Raw genomic sequence first — 15,775 nt, forward strand, 5'->3', positions numbered from 1 at the left:
GGCAACGCCCGGCACCAACCATCGCTGCCGCGGTGGGTCACGCCGGATTCCGGCATGGCCCACCCACGCCTGTCAGCGCGCGCCGAAGGTGAAGCGGATGTTGATCCCGAACTCGCGCGGCGGGGTCATCCGGATGTTGGTGTAGGTGCTGGTGAACGAGGCGTTCTGCGGCGATCCGAAGATCGGTCCGGTCGGCCCGAAGCCCTGCAGCGGCAAGGTCTGGTACTGGCTGCTGAGCGGCAGCGAGCGCTGGGTCACGCGTTCCATCTCGAACAGGTTCTTGGCAAACAGCGTGACTTCCCAGGCCCCTTGCGGGTCGCGGATGCCGGTGAAGACATTGAACAGGCCGTACTGCTTGACGCTGTCCCAGGCGTTGGTCGGATCGCCCGCGCTCTTGCCATAGAAGCTGTAAAGGCCACGCACGAAGCCATCGACCTTGTTCGAGATCGGGCGCGAATATTCCGCCATCGCCGTGGCCGAGAACTTGGGCTGGCTGGAGGCGGCCTGGTTGACCGTGCAGGCCGAGATATTGTCGCTGCCGACAACGCCCATGAGCTCACCCAGGCTCGGCGCGCTGGCCGGAGAATCCGGTACACCATCCGGGTTCAGGAAGTCGTTGCAGGGAATGACCCCGTCCTTGATCTGGCCGTCGGCATAAGCGGCAACGAGGCTGATGTTGAGATCGGGCGTCGCCTCCAGGGAGAGTTCGCCTTCCATGCCCCAGACCTCGACCGGAACGCCCGAGACGAAGTTGAAGCGGTTGACGCGCGGATTGACCGTCTGGCTCGCCTGGTCATACGAATAGTCGACGAAATAGACGCCGCTGATGCCGCTCGAACCCGGAACGCGGTAGGGGTAGTTCTGGAACTCCTGATAGTAGCCCGCGACGTTGAGACGCATGCGCCCACCCATCAGCGTGGTCTTCAGGCCCAGTTCGTAGGACGTGGAGGTCTCGTCGTCGGTCCGCTGGAACGAGCGTTCGAGCGCGGACTGGTTCACGCTGAAGTCGCCCACCGCGAAGAGGCCCGGACGGAACGAGCTGCCGACACTGGCGTAGAGCATGATGTCGGGCGTGAAGTTGTGCTGGGCGCTGACCTGATAGATCAGCTTGTCGGTATCGATATTGGATTCGTTGAGCCCGATGCCCAGTGGTGTCGAGACGAGCAGCGTGCGATCGGCCGGATCGAGCTGGTTCACCGCGTTGAGCGTAATGTTGTTGCTGGACTTGAACTTGATGTAGCGCGCGCCGCCCGAGATCTGGGTCGCATCCCCGATATGAACGGTCAGGTTGCCGAAGAACGACTTCTCGTCGGTCACGGAAAGCGAATAGACATCCTGCTGCGTGAGCGCCGCGATGCCCCCACCAAACACCGCCGGCAGCGTGATCGGACCATCCCGGAAGACGGTGTTGCCCGAGTCCGTCTTGCGGAAGAAAGCGCCGACCACGTAGTCGAACATCCCCGCGACCATTTCCTCGTTCTGGAGGCGGATCTCGTGGCTGGTGGCGACCGCGCCCCCGATGGTCTGCTGGTAGTAGTCAAAACCCTGGAAATAGCCGCCGTGGTCGAGCGGCTCGACGCTGGCGATATCCTGTTCGAGGCGCGAGCCGACGTAGATCAGGCTCTGCCCGGCAAAGCTGGCCTGCCCCTGCCAGTTGAAGATTTCATACTTTTCCGTGCTGTGGCGCGAGTCCTCGGCCACGGCGTTGCGATCCCCCGGGGTCACGAGGACCGGACTGTCGCCCAGCACGTCGCTGACCAGACTGAAGGATTCGGCCTGATCGTAATTGCGGCGCTTGCGGTCGACACGCTGGTAGCCACCCTCGAAGCGCAGCCAGTCGGTCGGCTGGACGACGGCGGTGATGCGCCCCCCCTTGGTACGCGCAAAGGGATCGCGGCCATCGAAGGTCGGGTTGATGGTGGTGACGCGGTCGACCTCGTCCTCGGCAAAGATGCCCGCAACGCGAATACCCGCCACCCCTTCGATCACCGGAATGCCGAGCGCCCCGTTGACGTTGATAGTGCCGATGTCGTTGGCCGTGCTCGCAACGTAGCCGCCGATCTCGTAAAGGTCGGGCTTGTGGGTGGTCACGATCATCGAGCCCGAGGGCGAGGCGCGGCCCCGCAGCGCGCCCTGGGGCCCGCGCAGGACTTCGACCTGGGCAATGTCGAAGGTCTGCTGCAACACCACCTGCGGCAGGATCGGCGCATCGTTCTGGTAGAACTCGATGGTGTTGTTGAAGCCGCTGGCGTTGACGTCCATGTTGACGCCGCGGATCTGGGCATTGGCACCGAACGAATTGGCGTTGGTGCCCAGCTGCAGGCCCGGGACAAGCTGCTGCACATCGGTGAAGTCACGGATGTTGAGTTCGGCGAATTCCTCGGCGGTGACGGTGTTCACCACGAGAGGCACGTCCTGCACGTCCTCGGCACGGCGGCGCGCGGTCACGACAATGGCATCGAGGACGAGGTCATCGCGCATGCGGATCCCTGAGTCCTGCGCGTCCCCCGAACCCGTCTCCTGCGCCTGCACCGCGGCCGGCTGCACCAGGGCGCAGACTGCAGAAGCGGCAAGAAGCTTCGCCAGATAACCCATCTCCATCTCCCGTTTTCGCCAGACGGGGACACTTCGCTCCGCGTCTGTTGCTGTTATCGTTGTATCTCGGGCCGATCTTCCCCCGTGGGCAGGTGCGCCCCGCGCATCCGGACGGACGCATCGGAGTATCGTCGCCGGCATTACTGGTACGAGAGGCACTGGATCGTTGGAATGGCGATGCGGACTTTATCGCAGCGGCGTTATGCCTGAGAAAACCGCCGATTTCCGCCCCAGTCAACTGTCCCGTACCGCAAAATCAATTCTCCAGAACAAGGGCTTGCATGAAGGGAGCGCACGGGCGATCAGCCACGATAGCCGCGCAGGCGATTTCCCGCATCAACCGGCAGCACGAGGTTATTGAGGAAGCTACCCTCGCGCGAGGCAAGATAGAGGCAGGCCTCAGCGATATCGGACGGGCTGCCGGGCCGTGAAGGTGCGAGCTGCATGCCGGTGAGGCGCGCCATCGCCTCGTCGCCAAGGGCACCGGTGCTGGCCTCGGTCTCCATCATGCCCGGCGCGATCGCGACGCAGCGCACCCCCTCGCCCGCAAGCTGGCTCGCCAGCCCGAAGGTCACCGCGTTGAGCGCCGCCTTGGTCACCCCATACGCGGTTCCCGGCACGTTGCTCGCCATCGAGGACTGGTTGATGATGAGCCCACGCGCGCGCGCCAGCGGGGCGCGCAGGTGTTCAGCGAGGAGCAACGGCGCCAGTGTGTTCACGGCCAGATAGTGCTGCCACTTGGCAAACCCCAGCCCGAAGAAGCCACTGGCGATCTCGCCATAGGCAAGCCCGGCGTTGTTGACGAGGACATCGAGGCTCGCGTGCGCGGTGCAGACCTCGTCGGCCAGGGCCCGAATCGAATCTTCCTCGGACAGATCGGCAACCAGCGAAGAGCAGGATGCACCTGCCGCGCGCAGTTCCTCGACGCTTTGGGCCAGGCGCTGCGCGTCGCGATCAACCAGCACGGCATGTGCGCCCTCATCTGCGAACGTACGTGCAATGGCAAAGCCCAGCCCGCCTGCAGCGCCTGTCACGAGGACGGTCTTTCCCTCCATCCGGGCCATCAATGCGCTCCTCGCGTGGCCGGAGGATCGAGCGTGATCGCAACGTGGGGGATCTCGCCCGCGAACGCGTCCTCGCCGCCCGGATAGGCGGCGACATCGACGCCGGTGTCGCGGCCCAGATCCAGCGTCTCACCCAGTCCGGCGGGCATCAGGAAGGTCGAACGCACCGAACCGCTGGCCAGCGTGTCCGCGCCCGACCGCAGGGCCAGTGTCGCGCCCTGGCGTGGGCCTGGCGTCTCAAGCCGCAGGACCAGTGGCTTTCCCGGGTCCACGCGGTTTCTGGCGCGGATCGTCACCATATCGTCCGGGTGGGTCGAGGCGGCGTAGGTAAACATCGGGCGGCCCTTGTCGAGATAGAGGCTCCAACCGGCAAAACGGCTGCCATAGGCCACGATGACACCCGAAGCATCGGCCGATGCCGGAGCGATCTCGGCGCTGAGGGTAAACGAGCGCCCGGCGAACATCGGCGCGCTCTGGGCCGGAACGCTAACGCCCTTTCCCCAGTAATCGAACTGGCTGCGCCCCTGCGGACGATGGCCCGCCGCGCGCAGGAAGCCGAAGCGGTGGTCGAGCGGATAGACATGGTTGGCCTCGGCCTCGCGCTCCCACAAGGCGACCATCTCGGCCACCTTCGCCGGGTTTGTGGCGGCGACATCGCGGCTCTGCGAATAGTCCTCGCGCAAGTTGTAAAGCTGCCAGTCGCGCGATGCATCGGCGGGCGGCGCCAGCATCCAGGGTGTGCGGCCATCGTCCTGGGCAAGGAACCAGCCATCGTGCCACAGCCCGATCTTGCCCCCCATCTCGAAATACTGGGTGCGGGTATGGTCCGGCGTGCAGGCCTCGAGCGTGGAGAGCAGGCTTCTCCCGTCCATGGGGCGCTGCGCCACCCCGTTCACGCGCGCGGGCACGGGCAGTTGGGCGGCCTCCAGGATCGTGGGCGCGATATCGACAAGATGCCCGAAGCGCGCGCAGACCGAACCGGGCGCCGCCGCGCGGTCATTCCAGCGCAGGATCATGCCATTGCGAATGCCTCCCAGCATCGAGGCGTACTGCTTGGTCCAGCGCAGCGGTGTGTTCATCGCCCAGGCCCAGCCCGCGGGGTAGGCCTGGTAGGTCATCGGACCGCCCATGCGATCGAGGTTCGACGTCAGCCAGGCTTCATCCTCGGTCAGCCCGTTGATCTTGCCCAGTTCGTTGAGCGTTCCCTCGTTGCCGCTTTCCGCGCTGGCACCATTGTCGCCAATGACGAGGATGGTGAGCAGGTTGCGTCCCTCACCAGTACGCTCCAGTTCGTCGAGCACACGGCCCAGCTGCGCGTCCTGATAGGCCAGCATCGCGGCCGCCACTTCCATGCTGCGCGCGGCGAAGCGCTGGCGCGCGGGCGACAGACTGTCCCAGGCCACGATCTCGGCGGGACGCGCGGTCAGCTGCGTGCTTTCGGGAATGATCCCTTGCGCCTTCATGCGCGCAAAGCTCTCGTCGCGCATCGCATCCCAGCCGCCATCGAAACGCCCCGAAAAGCGTGCGATCCAGTCCGCCGGGGCCTGGTGCGGGGCATGGGTGGAGCCCGGCGCGTAGTAGAGGAAGAAGGGTTTGTCGGGCGCGGCGGCCTGCTGGTTGTGCACCCAGTCGATGGCCTCGCTCGCCATGCGCGCCTCCATCATCGGCGCGTCCTCGGCCACGTCGGGCAGACGGGTGGTGCCCCGGTAGATCGCGGGCTGGTACTGGTCGCTGTCGCCCCCGACGATGCCCCAGAAGTATTCAAAGCCCTGCCCGGTCGGCCACTGGTCGAAGGGCCCGGCCAGGCTTGCATCGGCGTGGCGCACATTATGGGTCTTGCCGAACATCGCGGTGTTGTAACCGTTCAGTTTCAGGATCTCGGCGAGCGGCGCGGTCTCGCGCGGGATCTGTGCGGTATAGCCCGGATAGCCCGCGGGCAGGTCGGCCAGATGGCCAAAGCCCACGTTGTGGTGGTTGCGTCCGGTCAGGAGCGCGGCGCGGCTGGGTGAACAGATACCGGTCGTATGGAACTGGTTGAAGCGTACACCGGCCTGCGCGATGCGATCCAGATTGGGCGTGGGCACCGGCCCTCCGAACGTGCTTGCCATGGCAAGGCCGACATCGTCGCTCATGAACAGGAAGACATTGGGCGCGTTCGCGGGGGCCGTCACCCGAAAGGGCGATGCAGGCCGCGAGCCGCTCACGTCCTGCGCAATGGAGCCATCGAAGGCCGGTGCCGGGATCGGCAACACGTTGCGCGAAGGCGCCGAGCCCGTCTGCGCGCAAACCTGCGCGTTGGTGGCCAGAGCCAGCGCCGCCGCGCCGACACGCGCGATCCTCTTCCAGTGCATCGTATCCCCCTCCCCTTCGTTCGCCTCTTATTCGGTGCGGTCGAACGCCACCCGGCTTATTCTCCAGACGCCATCTGTGCGCCGGAATTCATCATGGTAACGGCCGAAGACAAAATCGACCTGCCCGCTGCCCCGCCGTTTCATGCGCACGTTCACGGTCCAGTCTGCGCTGGCCGTGTCACCCTCGATCGCGATGCATGGCGAATGCAGGTTGTGGACCATCCATTCGCTGCCCCCGCCGATCTTGTCGGTGAGCAGCGTGCAGATGGCGCGCGCCTCGTCCATTTCGCCAAAGCCGTAGTCGGCGGTGACGTCCGGGGTGAACAGCGCCATCAGCCGCGCGATGGCGGCCTCGCGATCCTGCGTGGAGGAATCGGCGGCCTGGCAGTAGCGAGCCTTGAGATTCTGGATCTCCTCGAAGTCGGTCATGCCAGCTCTCCCTCCAGCCGCCGCGCGGCCATTTCGCGCAGGTCCGCCGTCTTGATCTTGGCCGATCCCGTAGTCTTGAGATCCTCTTCGGCAAAGAACAGCACGCGGCGCGGCACCTTGTAGCTGGCGAGCGTGCGCTTCGCGAAGGCGCGCACGTCCTCCTCCTCCAGCGCCGCGCCATCCTGCGCGACGACGGCGGTGACAACGATCTCGCCCAGCAGGTCATGCGGCACGCCCACCGTCTGGTTGAGCCGGACGCCGGGACACTGGCGGATCACCGCGTCGATCTCCAGCGGCGAGACATTGGCCCCGCCGGTCTTGATGATGTCGTTGAGCCGCCCTTCCCAGAACAGCCGCCCGGCCGCATCGACGCGCCCGCCATCGCCCGTGCAGAAGAAGCCCTCGTCATCGAGCGTCTCGTCGAGCGGGATGCCCAGGTACCCCATCATCAACGTCGGCCCCTTGACCGCAATCTCGCCGCGTTCGCCCACGGGCACGGCCTTGCCGGTCAGCGGATCGACGATCTTGAAGGTCATGCCCGGCTGCGGCACGCCGCTCGAACCCGCCTTTTCGGCCTCGGGCGTCCCCGAAGGATAGATCGCGCTGATCGTGAAGGTCTCGGTATTTCCATAGGCCGCCATCGGCTCGTCCCAGTCGGCCGTGATCGTGGGATGCTGGCCAAAGGCGTGGCGGGCCGAGATATATTTCATCGCCGACAGGTCGACCTCGGCAAAGTTGGATGCCGCGGCAAGCTGCGCCCACTGGTGGGGCCAGGCAATCGCCATGCTCACGCGCTCACGTGCCATGAGGTCGAGCGCCTCTTCGGCCTGGAAGGTCGCTTGCAGCACCAGCGTACCGCCCGCCGACAGCGTGCCGCCAATCGCCATCCCGAAATTGCCCGAGAAGAAGAAGCCGTTGGCCGACCAGGTCCGCGCATCAGCCTTCGTCTGGTAGAAGCGACGCCAGCGCCACAGCTGCAGCGCAACCGCACGGTGCGAAGAGAGAATGCCCTTGGGCATCGCGGTCGAGCCCGAGGAAAAGAACAGGACGCCCGGATCGGCCGGTGTGACCGTGGCCGCGCTTGCCTCGACCAGCGCGGGGGAAATGGCCTCTCCGCGCGCGAGAAACGTAGCCCAGTCCTCGATCCCGTCGCTCTCCTGCGGCGCAGCACCCACCGCCGCGACATGGCGCAGGAAGGGCAGGCCTGGCGCATGGATCGCCGCGCCGCGCGCCTCGGCCACGGCCGGTTCGATTCCCCCCAGCATGGCCGCAAAGTCCTTCTTCAGAACCTGGCGCTCCATGAGGAGCACCGAGACGCCCGAGACCTTGAGGAGATGCGCCAGCTCGGCCTGCGTCGAGAAGGTGTTGAGCGTGGTTGCCACCCCACCTGCCAGCGCCGTGCCCCAGACGGCCGCGAGAAACTCGGGCCGGTTGGTCATCAGGACGCCCACCCGCGTGCCCTTGCCCGTGCCGCAGGCGAGCAGCGCACGCGCCACCTTCTGTGCCTGTTCCAAAAGATCGGCGTAGGTCCAGGCGACGCGCACGCCGCCTTCGTGGAAGACCAGCGCCTCGTTCGTCCCGCCCGCCTCGCAGACCTCGCGGAGCCAGCCCGGCAGGGTCAGAGCGCCCAGCCCCTCCTCGTCGGCCAGAGGGGGGCCGTGGATGACAGAGAGCGGCGTTGCCATGGCGCGCCCCCGCTCAGGCGTTGACGTCGACGATGTAGCGGCCCTTCACCTCGCCCGACATGAACCGCGCCGCCGCATCGATGGCCTCGCCAAGGCCGATCTCCTGGCCGATGGCATCGAGCTTGGCCGGATCGAGATCGCGCGCGAGCCGCTCCCAGGCCTTGAGGCGCTTGGCCTTGGGCGCCATCACGCTGTCCACGCCCAAGAGGCGCACACCGCGCAGGATGAAGGGCATGACGGTTGCGGGCAGATCGAAGCCTTGCGCCAGGCCGCAGGCCGCGACCGCGCCGCCGTACTTCGTCTGCGCGCAGGCGTTGGCGAGCGTGAAGCTGCCCGCCGTATCGACGACGCCCGCCCACAGTTCCTTCTGGAGCGGCTTGCCCTTCTCGCTCATCGTCGCGCGCTCAATCACCTCGTCGGCGCCCAGGCCCTTGAGGTAGTCGGCCTCGGCCATCTTGCCGGTCAGCGCGTGGACGGTGAAACCCGCTGCCTTGAGAAGAGCGATCGCCACCGATCCCACCCCGCCGGTCGCACCGGTGACGAGCACCGGACCCTGCTCAGGCGTGACGCCCGCCTCGACCAGCGCCTCGACGCACAGCGCCGCAGTGTAGCCCGCCGTGCCGATGGCCATGGCCTGCTTCTCGCTGAAGGCCTCGGGCAGTGGCACCAGCCAGTCGCCCTTGAGCTTGGCTACCTGGGAAAGGCCACCCCAATGCGTTTCGCCCACGCCCCAGCCGTTCAGCACAACCTTGTCGCCCGCCGCATAGTCGGGATGCGAACTTTCGCGCACGGTTCCTGCCAGGTCGATGCCCGGCACGATCGGCCAGATGCGCACCACGGGGCTCGAGCCGGTGATCGCGAGGCCGTCCTTGAAGTTGAGAGTCGAATAGGCGACGTCGATGGTGACATCGCCATCGGGCAGCGCGCTTTCCTCCAGCTGGGTCAGCGAGACCTTCTGTCCCTCGTCGGTCTTCTCGATCTGGATGGCCTTGAACATGGACGCTCTTCCTCAATCCGCTGTGCGTGAACCGGCCCACCCGGGCCGCTATGTGTGGGAAGCACTCTTGCAAAGGCGCGCGGCAATTTCAGCAGCGAAACCCGCGCGCAGGCGATTCATCGCCCGCCCGCTATATCGATCTCGTCGTCGGGGCTGATCGGGGTGCGCAGACGCGCGACCACCTCGGGAAACATCTCGGGCTTCATCGAGCCGAACATCGAGAGGCGCAGGATTTCCCGGCTCATGCGCAAGGCGAGCTTGGCGCGGTCGCCCTCGTCGGCGGCGTGTGCGCGCACCCAGACCGGCCACAGGAAAATGCCCGAAAGGACCAGCACCGACATCGCCTCGGCGTCGACATGCTCCTGCGCCAGTTCGGTCTGCGTGAAGCGTTCAAGTGAGCCCTGGAATTCGCGCCAGAAGGGGTCCGCGGTCGGGTTGGGCGAGGCCAGGATCTGGAGCAGCCAGCTACGACAGATATCCGCGTTCTCGGTCGCAAAGCGAACGAGGCGGTACATCGTGTCGGGAATGTCGACGTCTTCGACCTGGCGTTCGACGACCTCCTCGGGAGCGCCGAAGACCGCACGCATCAGCCGATCCGACACCCATTCCATGGCCGCAGCCACCAATTCGTCGCGCGACTGGAAGTGCTGGTAGGCGGTCCCGCGGTTGACCTTGGCAAGATGTGCCACGGCCGAGACGCTGACCGCATCGCCGCCCTGCTGGGCGATCAGCCGGGTCGCGGCCTCGAGGATCGTGCGCCGCGTCTCGGCAGGGTTGCGCACGCGCTTGGTGCGCGCGGGGGCCGGCGGGGGGACAGGCTCGCTCATCCCTCGCGCGCTACGTCATAGCGCGCCAGATAGCGACCGAATTCTGGCCTGAGGCTGGCTTCGTCGAGGCCAAATTGCGCCAGCTTGTATTCGTGGCGGCCGAACTTGTCCTGCGGGTTGGCGGCCAGCCAGCGGGTCATGCCGTCTTCCGCCTCGGGGGTCCATTCATCGCCCAAGGCGGCGTAGAGCGCCTTCATCTGGCCCAGCGGATCGTCCCTCAGCGCGGCGTAGTGCACATCGACGATGCTCTCTTCACCGTGGCGTTCGCGGTAGTCCATGATACGCCTTGCATGTTCCACCGCCTGAAAGGTGCAGTTCTGCGCGATCCATTGCGCATCGACCCGCCCGGCATAGCCCTTGTGCGCCAGACTGATGATCGAGCAGAAACTGCCCATCGCGGTCAGCGGATCGCGGTGCGTCCAGACCAGCCGTGCGTCGGGATAGACCGTCTTCAACGTGTCGAGCCAGAGCGCGTGGCTGGGCATCTTGAGGTTCCAGATCCCGCCCTGGTGGTGCTGGAGCACCTGCAGGAACTGCTTGTGGTAGGTGTAGGCGCTGGTCATGTCGCACTGGAAGTACCAGTCCCGGTAATTGGGCAGCTTTCCCCGCGATTCCAGGCTCAAGGCCTTGAAATCGTGCGCCATAAAGAAGATGCACTCGTTGGGATAGGTCGCCGAGTTGCGGTAGTACTTGCCCATCTCGGGCATGGCTTCCAGCAGCATCTTCTCCTGCTCCAGCTTCTTCACCGCGCGCATGTCGCGGGTGAGCGCCCCTTCGGCCACCGGCGGGAACGGGTCCTCGATCTCCCAGGTCAGCGCCGAGCGGCGCGCCGGATCGGCGTTGAGGAGATTGGAGAGAAGCGTGGTGCCCGTGCGCGGAATGCCGAAGACGAAGACCGGCTTCTCGATGGCCCGCGCGCTGATCTCGGGATGGGCCTTGTGGTAGTCGATCGTCTTGAGACGCAGCGCCAGATTCTGGACAAGATCGCCCCGGAAACGCTCGACCAGGGGCGCAGGCCGGTCATCGGCGTTGATGTCGGCGACGAGGATCTCCAGTCCTTCGCGAAAGCTGTCGCTGCCAAAATCCTCGCGCCCGGTGCGAAAGCAGGCCGTCTCGATCAGCTGGTCGACGTTGAGCCCTGACATGGAATCCCTCTCCCTCGTGTTTGCCGCAGGATTGACCCTGCAGGCAGGGCGCGGACAAGGACGGCGCGGGCCATATCGCTTGCACGATTGTCACCCTGCGTCGCTGGACCGCCCCTTCGCCGCGTGATGATCTGCGCCCAACGCGCCGGAGCACGGCGGCAACACGAGGGAGAGCGTGGATGGGTTCCGGCCTGTTTGACTGCAAGGGCAAGGTAACGCTGGTGACCGGCGGCAACAGCGGCATTGGCCTGGGCTTTGCACGGGGCGTGGCGCAGATGGGCGGCGATCTCGTGCTGTGGGGGCGCAATCGCGAACGCAACGAAGCCGCGCAACGCGAACTTCTGGATCTGGGCGCCGGGCGCGTCTCGTGCCAGCAGGTCGACGTGACCGACGAGGCCGCGATCATTGCAGGCTACCACGAACTCCTGAAGCACATGGGCCGGGTCGACTGCGTCTTTGCCAATTCGGGCATGTCCGCCGCCTCGCGCAGCCTGCTCGACATGAGCACCGAGGAATACCGCGCGATCATGAACCTCAACCTCGACGGGGCCTTCTTCACCCTGCGCGAGGGCGCGCGCGCGATGGTGCGCCGCGCCGAGAACGGCGAGCCGGGCGGCAGCCTGGTCGCCTGCGGCAGCCTCTCGATGTTCATGGGCCTTGCCGGCAAGCAGAGCTACGCGGGCTCGAAAGCGGCGCTGGGTGCCATGATCCGTGGCATGGCCGTGGAATTCGGCAAATACGGCATTCGCGCCAATGCCATTGCGCCGGGCTACGTCGTCACCGGCATGATGGATAATCCGCAAGGCAAGATGGTAACCAGGATGTTCGCCGAGCGCACGCCCATCCCGCGCGAGGGCTACCCGGCCGACTTCGAGGGCATCGGCGCCTACCTCGCCTCCGATGCCTCGCGCTGGCACAGCGGCGACACCATCGTCATCGACGGCGCCTACCTCGTACGGCCGATGTGAGGAGAGAGACCATGGGAAGACTCCTGCGAATCCATAACGTCGACGATGTCCGTCTCGACGAGTACCAGCGCCCCAGTGCCGGGGCCTCGGACGTCGTCATCCGCATGAAGGCAGTGGGCATCTGCGGCAGCGACCTCTCCTACATCAAGCACGGGGGCATCCCCGCCCCCGGCACGCTCACAGCGCTCGGCCACGAGGGCGCGGGCGAAGTGATCGAAGTGGGCGGCGATGTCGCGGGCGTGGAGCCGGGCCAGCGCGTCATCGTCAACCCGATGATGACGCCCAGCTACATCGGCAGCGGCGGGCCGGAAGGGGCCTTCACCGAGGAACTGCTGGTGCGTGACGGGGTCGCGGGCGTGAACATCCTGCCGATCCCCGAAGGCGTCTCCTACGAGGTCGCGGCAATGTGCGAGCCGCTCGCCGTCGCCCTCCACGGCGTCAACCGGGCCGAGGCGAAAGCGGGCGAGAGGATCGCGATCTTCGGCTGCGGCCCCATCGGTCTTGGCATGGTGCTCTGGGCGATCGACCGGGGATGCCGCGACGTGATCGCGCTCGACCTCTCGGACGACCGGCTCGAACGCGCCAAGGCGCTGGGCGCCCACACGATCAACCCCGCGCGCGAGGACGTACAGGCGCGCATCAAGGAAATCCACGGGACCGAGAGTGTTTTCGGAAAGGAGAAGTCGGGCACCGACGCCTTCATCGACGCAGCGGGCGGCCCCAGCATCCTCTCCGACGTCGTCGCGCTCGCCAAGAGCCACGCGCGCCACGTCATTACCGCCGCGTACCTCAAGCCCATCGAGCTTCCGGCCGGCCCCATGCTCACCACCGAAATGACCATCACCACGGCGGTCGGCTATCCCACCGAAATGCCCGAGGTGGTGGCCGCACTGCCCCGCCTTCAGGACGCCATCGCGCCGATGATCAGCCACACGCTGCCCTTCGCGCATGTGCTCGAGGGCCTCAAGATCGCCGCCAGCCCGCAATCGGGGAAGGTGATGATCGCCTTCGAGGAGGCCTGATGGCCGACGCTCAGGAAAAGGCGCCCGCCCTCGCATCGCTCGTCCGGCAGGGCGATGCGCAGACCGAGGCCGATGCAATCGCCCCCGGCATCTTCGGCGTACGCGACATCTCGAACGCCTATCTCGTCACCACGGGCGACGGCGACGTGATGATCAACACCGGCTTCATGGACAACGCCGCGCGCAACCGGGACCTTCTTGCCCCCCACCGCACCGGGCCCTTGCGCGCCGTGGTCCTGACGCAAAGCCATGCCGATCACTTCGGCGGGATCGATACGTTCTGCGAAGACGGAACCCAGATCCTCGCCGGGCCCGGCTTTGCGCGCAACTGGCAGGACATGAAGTCCCTCCAGCCCTTCTTCGGCCCACGCTCACGCAAGCTCTGGGGCGCCACGCTCAACCGCGGCACGCGTCCCGCCCCGCCGCCCGAAGTCACCCCGCAGGAAGTCGCGGACGGACATGCCTTCACGCTGGACGAACGCCGCTTCGAACTGCTCCACACGCCCGAAGGCGAGACGACCGACGCGCTGAGTGTCTGGCTGCCCGAAGAGCGCATCGCCTTCACCGGCAACCTGTTCGGGCCGGTCTGGCTCTCGATGCCCAACTTCAACACGCTTCGGGGCGACCGGCCGCGCTCGGTGCGCACCTTTCTCGCCTCGCTGGAACGGGTGCGGGCCCTGGGAGCGGACATCCTCGTGACCGGGCACGGCGATCCCATTGTCGGCGCCCAGCGCATCCGCGCCGATCTCGACCGCGTCGAGGCCGCCGTTTCGCATGTCCTCCACGCCACGCTGGACGGCATGAACGCCGGAAAATCGCTGCACGAACTGATGCGCACAGTCGAGATACCTGAAGACATCGCCATCGCGCAGATGCACGGCAAGACCAGCTGGACTGTCAAGGCCATCTGGCACGAGTACGCCGGGTGGTTCCGCTATGAGAGCACGACCGAACTCTACGGCGTGCCGCAGACTTCCGTCCACGCCGACCTCGTCGAGCTGGCGGGTGCCGATGCCCTCGCTTCGCGCGCCCAGAACCATGCCGCCAAGGGCGAGCCGCTGGAGGCGATCCACCTGTGCGACATTGTCCTGCACGTTGACCCGGATCATACCGAAGCGCTGGGTGCCAAGCGCGAGGCCCTGGGCCTTCTCCTCACCGCATGTGGCGGCGCGAACCTGTCCGAGACGATGTGGTTGAAGTCGCAAATGGCCGCGTGCGAGGAGAAGCTGGCAGGCGCTTAGAAGAACAGGGATGATTTCCGAGGGCCATCGCCCTCGGGCTCTTCATACTGTCGAGCTCACTTGGCGCGCGCCATGTCGGGTATGGAAGGTGAGGTTCCCTGACCTCGCGTTACGCGGCCGACATGGCTGGACAACCCTGAGGTAGACAATTCCGGGAGCCCGAGGGCGATGGCCCTCGGAAATATCCATTTATATAACTGTATTTATTGATAAGTTTTATCATTTCCAACCACAAAGGCCCTCGCAATCCCCTTGGGATCACGAGGGCCCATGAACCATGTCCTCAGCCCTTGCTCGGCAGCTGTGCGATGGCAGTCCCGATCGCGCTCATCTCGCCGCGGTGGGTTTCGGCGCGTTGCTGCACCTCGACGAACTTCTTGCCGCCCTCCTCGAACTTGCGGACGACTTCGCCGGTGATGAAGATGACGTCGCCGTCGGGATTGTGGCGGCGGATCTGGCAGGTGTGGCGGGTCAGGAAGCCGTCGTCGCCGATCCAGTTGGTCATGTGGTGGGTCAGCCAGCTGCAGCGCTCAGGCCCGTAATCGTAGGCGCCGGGCGTTCCGACCTCGCGCGCGAAGTCATCGTCCCAGTGGACGCGCTCGGGCACGTCCTTGATCCCGAACTTGTTGGGGATGCCCAGCCCCGGATGCGCGTCGATCAGCTGGAAGTGCAGCTTGTTGGTGCGGATGTAGAGCCCGCCCCAGCCTTGCGCGTAGCCGATGAAGCCGGTCACCGTCATCGGGCCCTTCATCATCTTGGGGAGCTTGTCGCCCACGGCGACGTCCTCCCAATAGCGCGGTGCGGCCCCGCGCACTTCCTCGTTGCGGTAGAGGTCGAACCATTCCTCCAGCTGGGCCGGGTCGATGGTTTCCACCTTGCCCTTCACGCTGTCGTACTTGCTGCCGCGCTCACGCGCCTCGTCGCGGTCGGTGCGGAAGACATAGCTGTCGCACTCGGCCACGTGGTCGCCGTGCTGGTTGTAGAAATCGACGTGGTAGATCTGCTGATAGGCGCGCCCGGCGAAGCGGGTCTGGTGCTCGATCAGGTCCTTGAGATGCGCCTCGGTACGGATCGTGTCGCCGCGCAGGACCGGCTTGTGCCAGGTCCAGTCCGCGCCCGCCCACATCGCATGGACACCGGGCAGGCCACCGCAATAGCCCGAGACGATGCGGCTGGTGGTGAAGAGGAAGCTGGGCAGCGCGACAATGCTTCCGTAGCTGGATTTCTCCGCGTAGGCCGGATCGCACCACAGCGGGTTATCATCGCCGATGCCGTGGGCGTAGTGGCGAATGCTGTCGCGCGTCGCCTCGTAGTTCCACGGCTCAACCGTGTTCTCGATTGCTACGCCGATGCGCGCGCGCAGATCCTCGAGGCCTTCCTCGGTGATCTTGGGAAACTTCTTCTCCTGGGCCTGGGTTGCCATGGGTCCTCTCCTTGAAACTGCTGTTGTC

Annotated in this window: 12 protein-coding genes; 3 read left to right on the forward strand and 9 right to left on the reverse strand. The window is 65.9% G+C overall.

Translation table 11 applies throughout. From position 1 onward, the window contains the following. Window positions 1-72: 72 nt before the first annotated feature. The 8 genes from MTR65_RS13245 to MTR65_RS13280 all read right to left on the reverse strand — a co-directional run bounded on the left by MTR65_RS13245 (window position 73) and on the right by MTR65_RS13280 (window position 11,093). The gene (locus MTR65_RS13245) at window positions 73-2,595 is read right to left on the reverse strand and encodes a TonB-dependent receptor (protein WP_243800953.1); all 2,523 of its coding nucleotides are present in this window, start codon (window positions 2,593-2,595) and stop codon (window positions 73-75) included. 302 nt (window positions 2,596-2,897) lie between these two features. Then, window positions 2,898-3,659, reverse strand: coding sequence for an SDR family NAD(P)-dependent oxidoreductase (locus MTR65_RS13250; protein ID WP_243800955.1), 762 nt, complete (start codon window positions 3,657-3,659; stop codon window positions 2,898-2,900). Then, window positions 3,659-6,010: an arylsulfatase gene (locus MTR65_RS13255; protein WP_243800957.1), complete on the reverse strand. Its 2,352-nt coding sequence runs from the start codon at window positions 6,008-6,010 to the stop codon at window positions 3,659-3,661. Before MTR65_RS13255 ends, MTR65_RS13250 begins: the two co-directional genes overlap by 1 nt. A gap of 27 nt (window positions 6,011-6,037) precedes the next feature. Further along, complete coding sequence (locus MTR65_RS13260) at window positions 6,038-6,439, reverse strand: nuclear transport factor 2 family protein (RefSeq protein WP_243800959.1); 402 nt, start codon at window positions 6,437-6,439, stop codon at window positions 6,038-6,040. Beyond that, the gene (locus tag MTR65_RS13265) at window positions 6,436-8,124 is read right to left on the reverse strand and encodes a class I adenylate-forming enzyme family protein (RefSeq protein WP_243800960.1); all 1,689 of its coding nucleotides are present in this window, start codon (window positions 8,122-8,124) and stop codon (window positions 6,436-6,438) included. Before MTR65_RS13265 ends, MTR65_RS13260 begins: the two co-directional genes overlap by 4 nt. 13 nt (window positions 8,125-8,137) lie before the next feature. Then, on the reverse strand, window positions 8,138-9,121 hold the full coding sequence (gene acuI / locus MTR65_RS13270; protein WP_243800961.1) for an acrylyl-CoA reductase (NADPH): 984 nt from the start codon (window positions 9,119-9,121) through the stop codon (window positions 8,138-8,140). A 116-nt stretch (window positions 9,122-9,237) separates the two neighbouring features. Continuing rightward, on the reverse strand, window positions 9,238-9,948 hold the full coding sequence (locus MTR65_RS13275; RefSeq protein ID WP_039389563.1) for a TetR/AcrR family transcriptional regulator: 711 nt from the start codon (window positions 9,946-9,948) through the stop codon (window positions 9,238-9,240). Beyond that, window positions 9,945-11,093, reverse strand: a complete 1,149-nt coding sequence (locus MTR65_RS13280) for a sulfotransferase family protein (RefSeq protein ID WP_243800962.1) — start codon at window positions 11,091-11,093, stop codon at window positions 9,945-9,947. The genes MTR65_RS13275 and MTR65_RS13280 overlap by 4 nt, the downstream gene beginning before the upstream one ends. 179 nt (window positions 11,094-11,272) lie before the next feature. Between MTR65_RS13280 and MTR65_RS13285 the strand changes: the two genes are divergently transcribed. From MTR65_RS13285 to MTR65_RS13295, 3 genes are read left to right on the forward strand one after another with little or no spacing between them, the layout of a single operon-like run. Then, entirely contained in the window at window positions 11,273-12,061 is a 789-nt protein-coding gene (locus MTR65_RS13285) for an SDR family NAD(P)-dependent oxidoreductase (protein ID WP_243800965.1), read from the forward strand. Window positions 12,062-12,072: 11 nt separating this feature from the next. Then, entirely contained in the window at window positions 12,073-13,083 is a 1,011-nt protein-coding gene (locus MTR65_RS13290) for a zinc-dependent alcohol dehydrogenase (protein ID WP_243800967.1), read from the forward strand. Continuing rightward, complete coding sequence (locus tag MTR65_RS13295; protein WP_243800969.1) at window positions 13,083-14,324, forward strand: MBL fold metallo-hydrolase; 1,242 nt, start codon at window positions 13,083-13,085, stop codon at window positions 14,322-14,324. Before MTR65_RS13290 ends, MTR65_RS13295 begins: the two co-directional genes overlap by 1 nt. A gap of 283 nt (window positions 14,325-14,607) precedes the next feature. Here MTR65_RS13295 and MTR65_RS13300 read toward each other — a convergent pair whose 3' ends face one another. Next, window positions 14,608-15,747, reverse strand: a complete 1,140-nt coding sequence (locus MTR65_RS13300) for an FAS1-like dehydratase domain-containing protein (RefSeq protein ID WP_243800971.1) — start codon at window positions 15,745-15,747, stop codon at window positions 14,608-14,610. Window positions 15,748-15,775: the final 28 nt, after the last annotated feature.

The organism is Novosphingobium mangrovi (assembly GCF_022818885.1).
Taxonomy (GTDB): Bacteria; Pseudomonadota; Alphaproteobacteria; order Sphingomonadales; family Sphingomonadaceae; genus Novosphingobium; species Novosphingobium mangrovi.

What these genes read in the sequence shown, in the direction of transcription:
- MTR65_RS13245 (WP_243800953.1), bottom strand. Translation starts at nt 2,595, where the DNA reads ATGGGTTATCTGGCGAAGCTTCTTGCCGCTTCTGCAGTCTGCGCCCTG.
- MTR65_RS13250 (WP_243800955.1), bottom strand. Translation starts at nt 3,659, where the DNA reads ATGGCCCGGATGGAGGGAAAGACCGTCCTCGTGACAGGCGCTGCAGGC.
- MTR65_RS13255 (WP_243800957.1), bottom strand. Translation starts at nt 6,010, where the DNA reads ATGCACTGGAAGAGGATCGCGCGTGTCGGCGCGGCGGCGCTGGCTCTG.
- MTR65_RS13260 (WP_243800959.1), bottom strand. Translation starts at nt 6,439, where the DNA reads ATGACCGACTTCGAGGAGATCCAGAATCTCAAGGCTCGCTACTGCCAG.
- MTR65_RS13265 (WP_243800960.1), bottom strand. Translation starts at nt 8,124, where the DNA reads ATGGCAACGCCGCTCTCTGTCATCCACGGCCCCCCTCTGGCCGACGAG.
- acuI (WP_243800961.1), bottom strand. Translation starts at nt 9,121, where the DNA reads ATGTTCAAGGCCATCCAGATCGAGAAGACCGACGAGGGACAGAAGGTC.
- MTR65_RS13275 (WP_039389563.1), bottom strand. Translation starts at nt 9,948, where the DNA reads ATGAGCGAGCCTGTCCCCCCGCCGGCCCCCGCGCGCACCAAGCGCGTG.
- MTR65_RS13280 (WP_243800962.1), bottom strand. Translation starts at nt 11,093, where the DNA reads ATGTCAGGGCTCAACGTCGACCAGCTGATCGAGACGGCCTGCTTTCGC.
- MTR65_RS13285 (WP_243800965.1), top strand. Translation starts at nt 11,273, where the DNA reads ATGGGTTCCGGCCTGTTTGACTGCAAGGGCAAGGTAACGCTGGTGACC.
- MTR65_RS13290 (WP_243800967.1), top strand. Translation starts at nt 12,073, where the DNA reads ATGGGAAGACTCCTGCGAATCCATAACGTCGACGATGTCCGTCTCGAC.
- MTR65_RS13295 (WP_243800969.1), top strand. Translation starts at nt 13,083, where the DNA reads ATGGCCGACGCTCAGGAAAAGGCGCCCGCCCTCGCATCGCTCGTCCGG.
- MTR65_RS13300 (WP_243800971.1), bottom strand. Translation starts at nt 15,747, where the DNA reads ATGGCAACCCAGGCCCAGGAGAAGAAGTTTCCCAAGATCACCGAGGAA.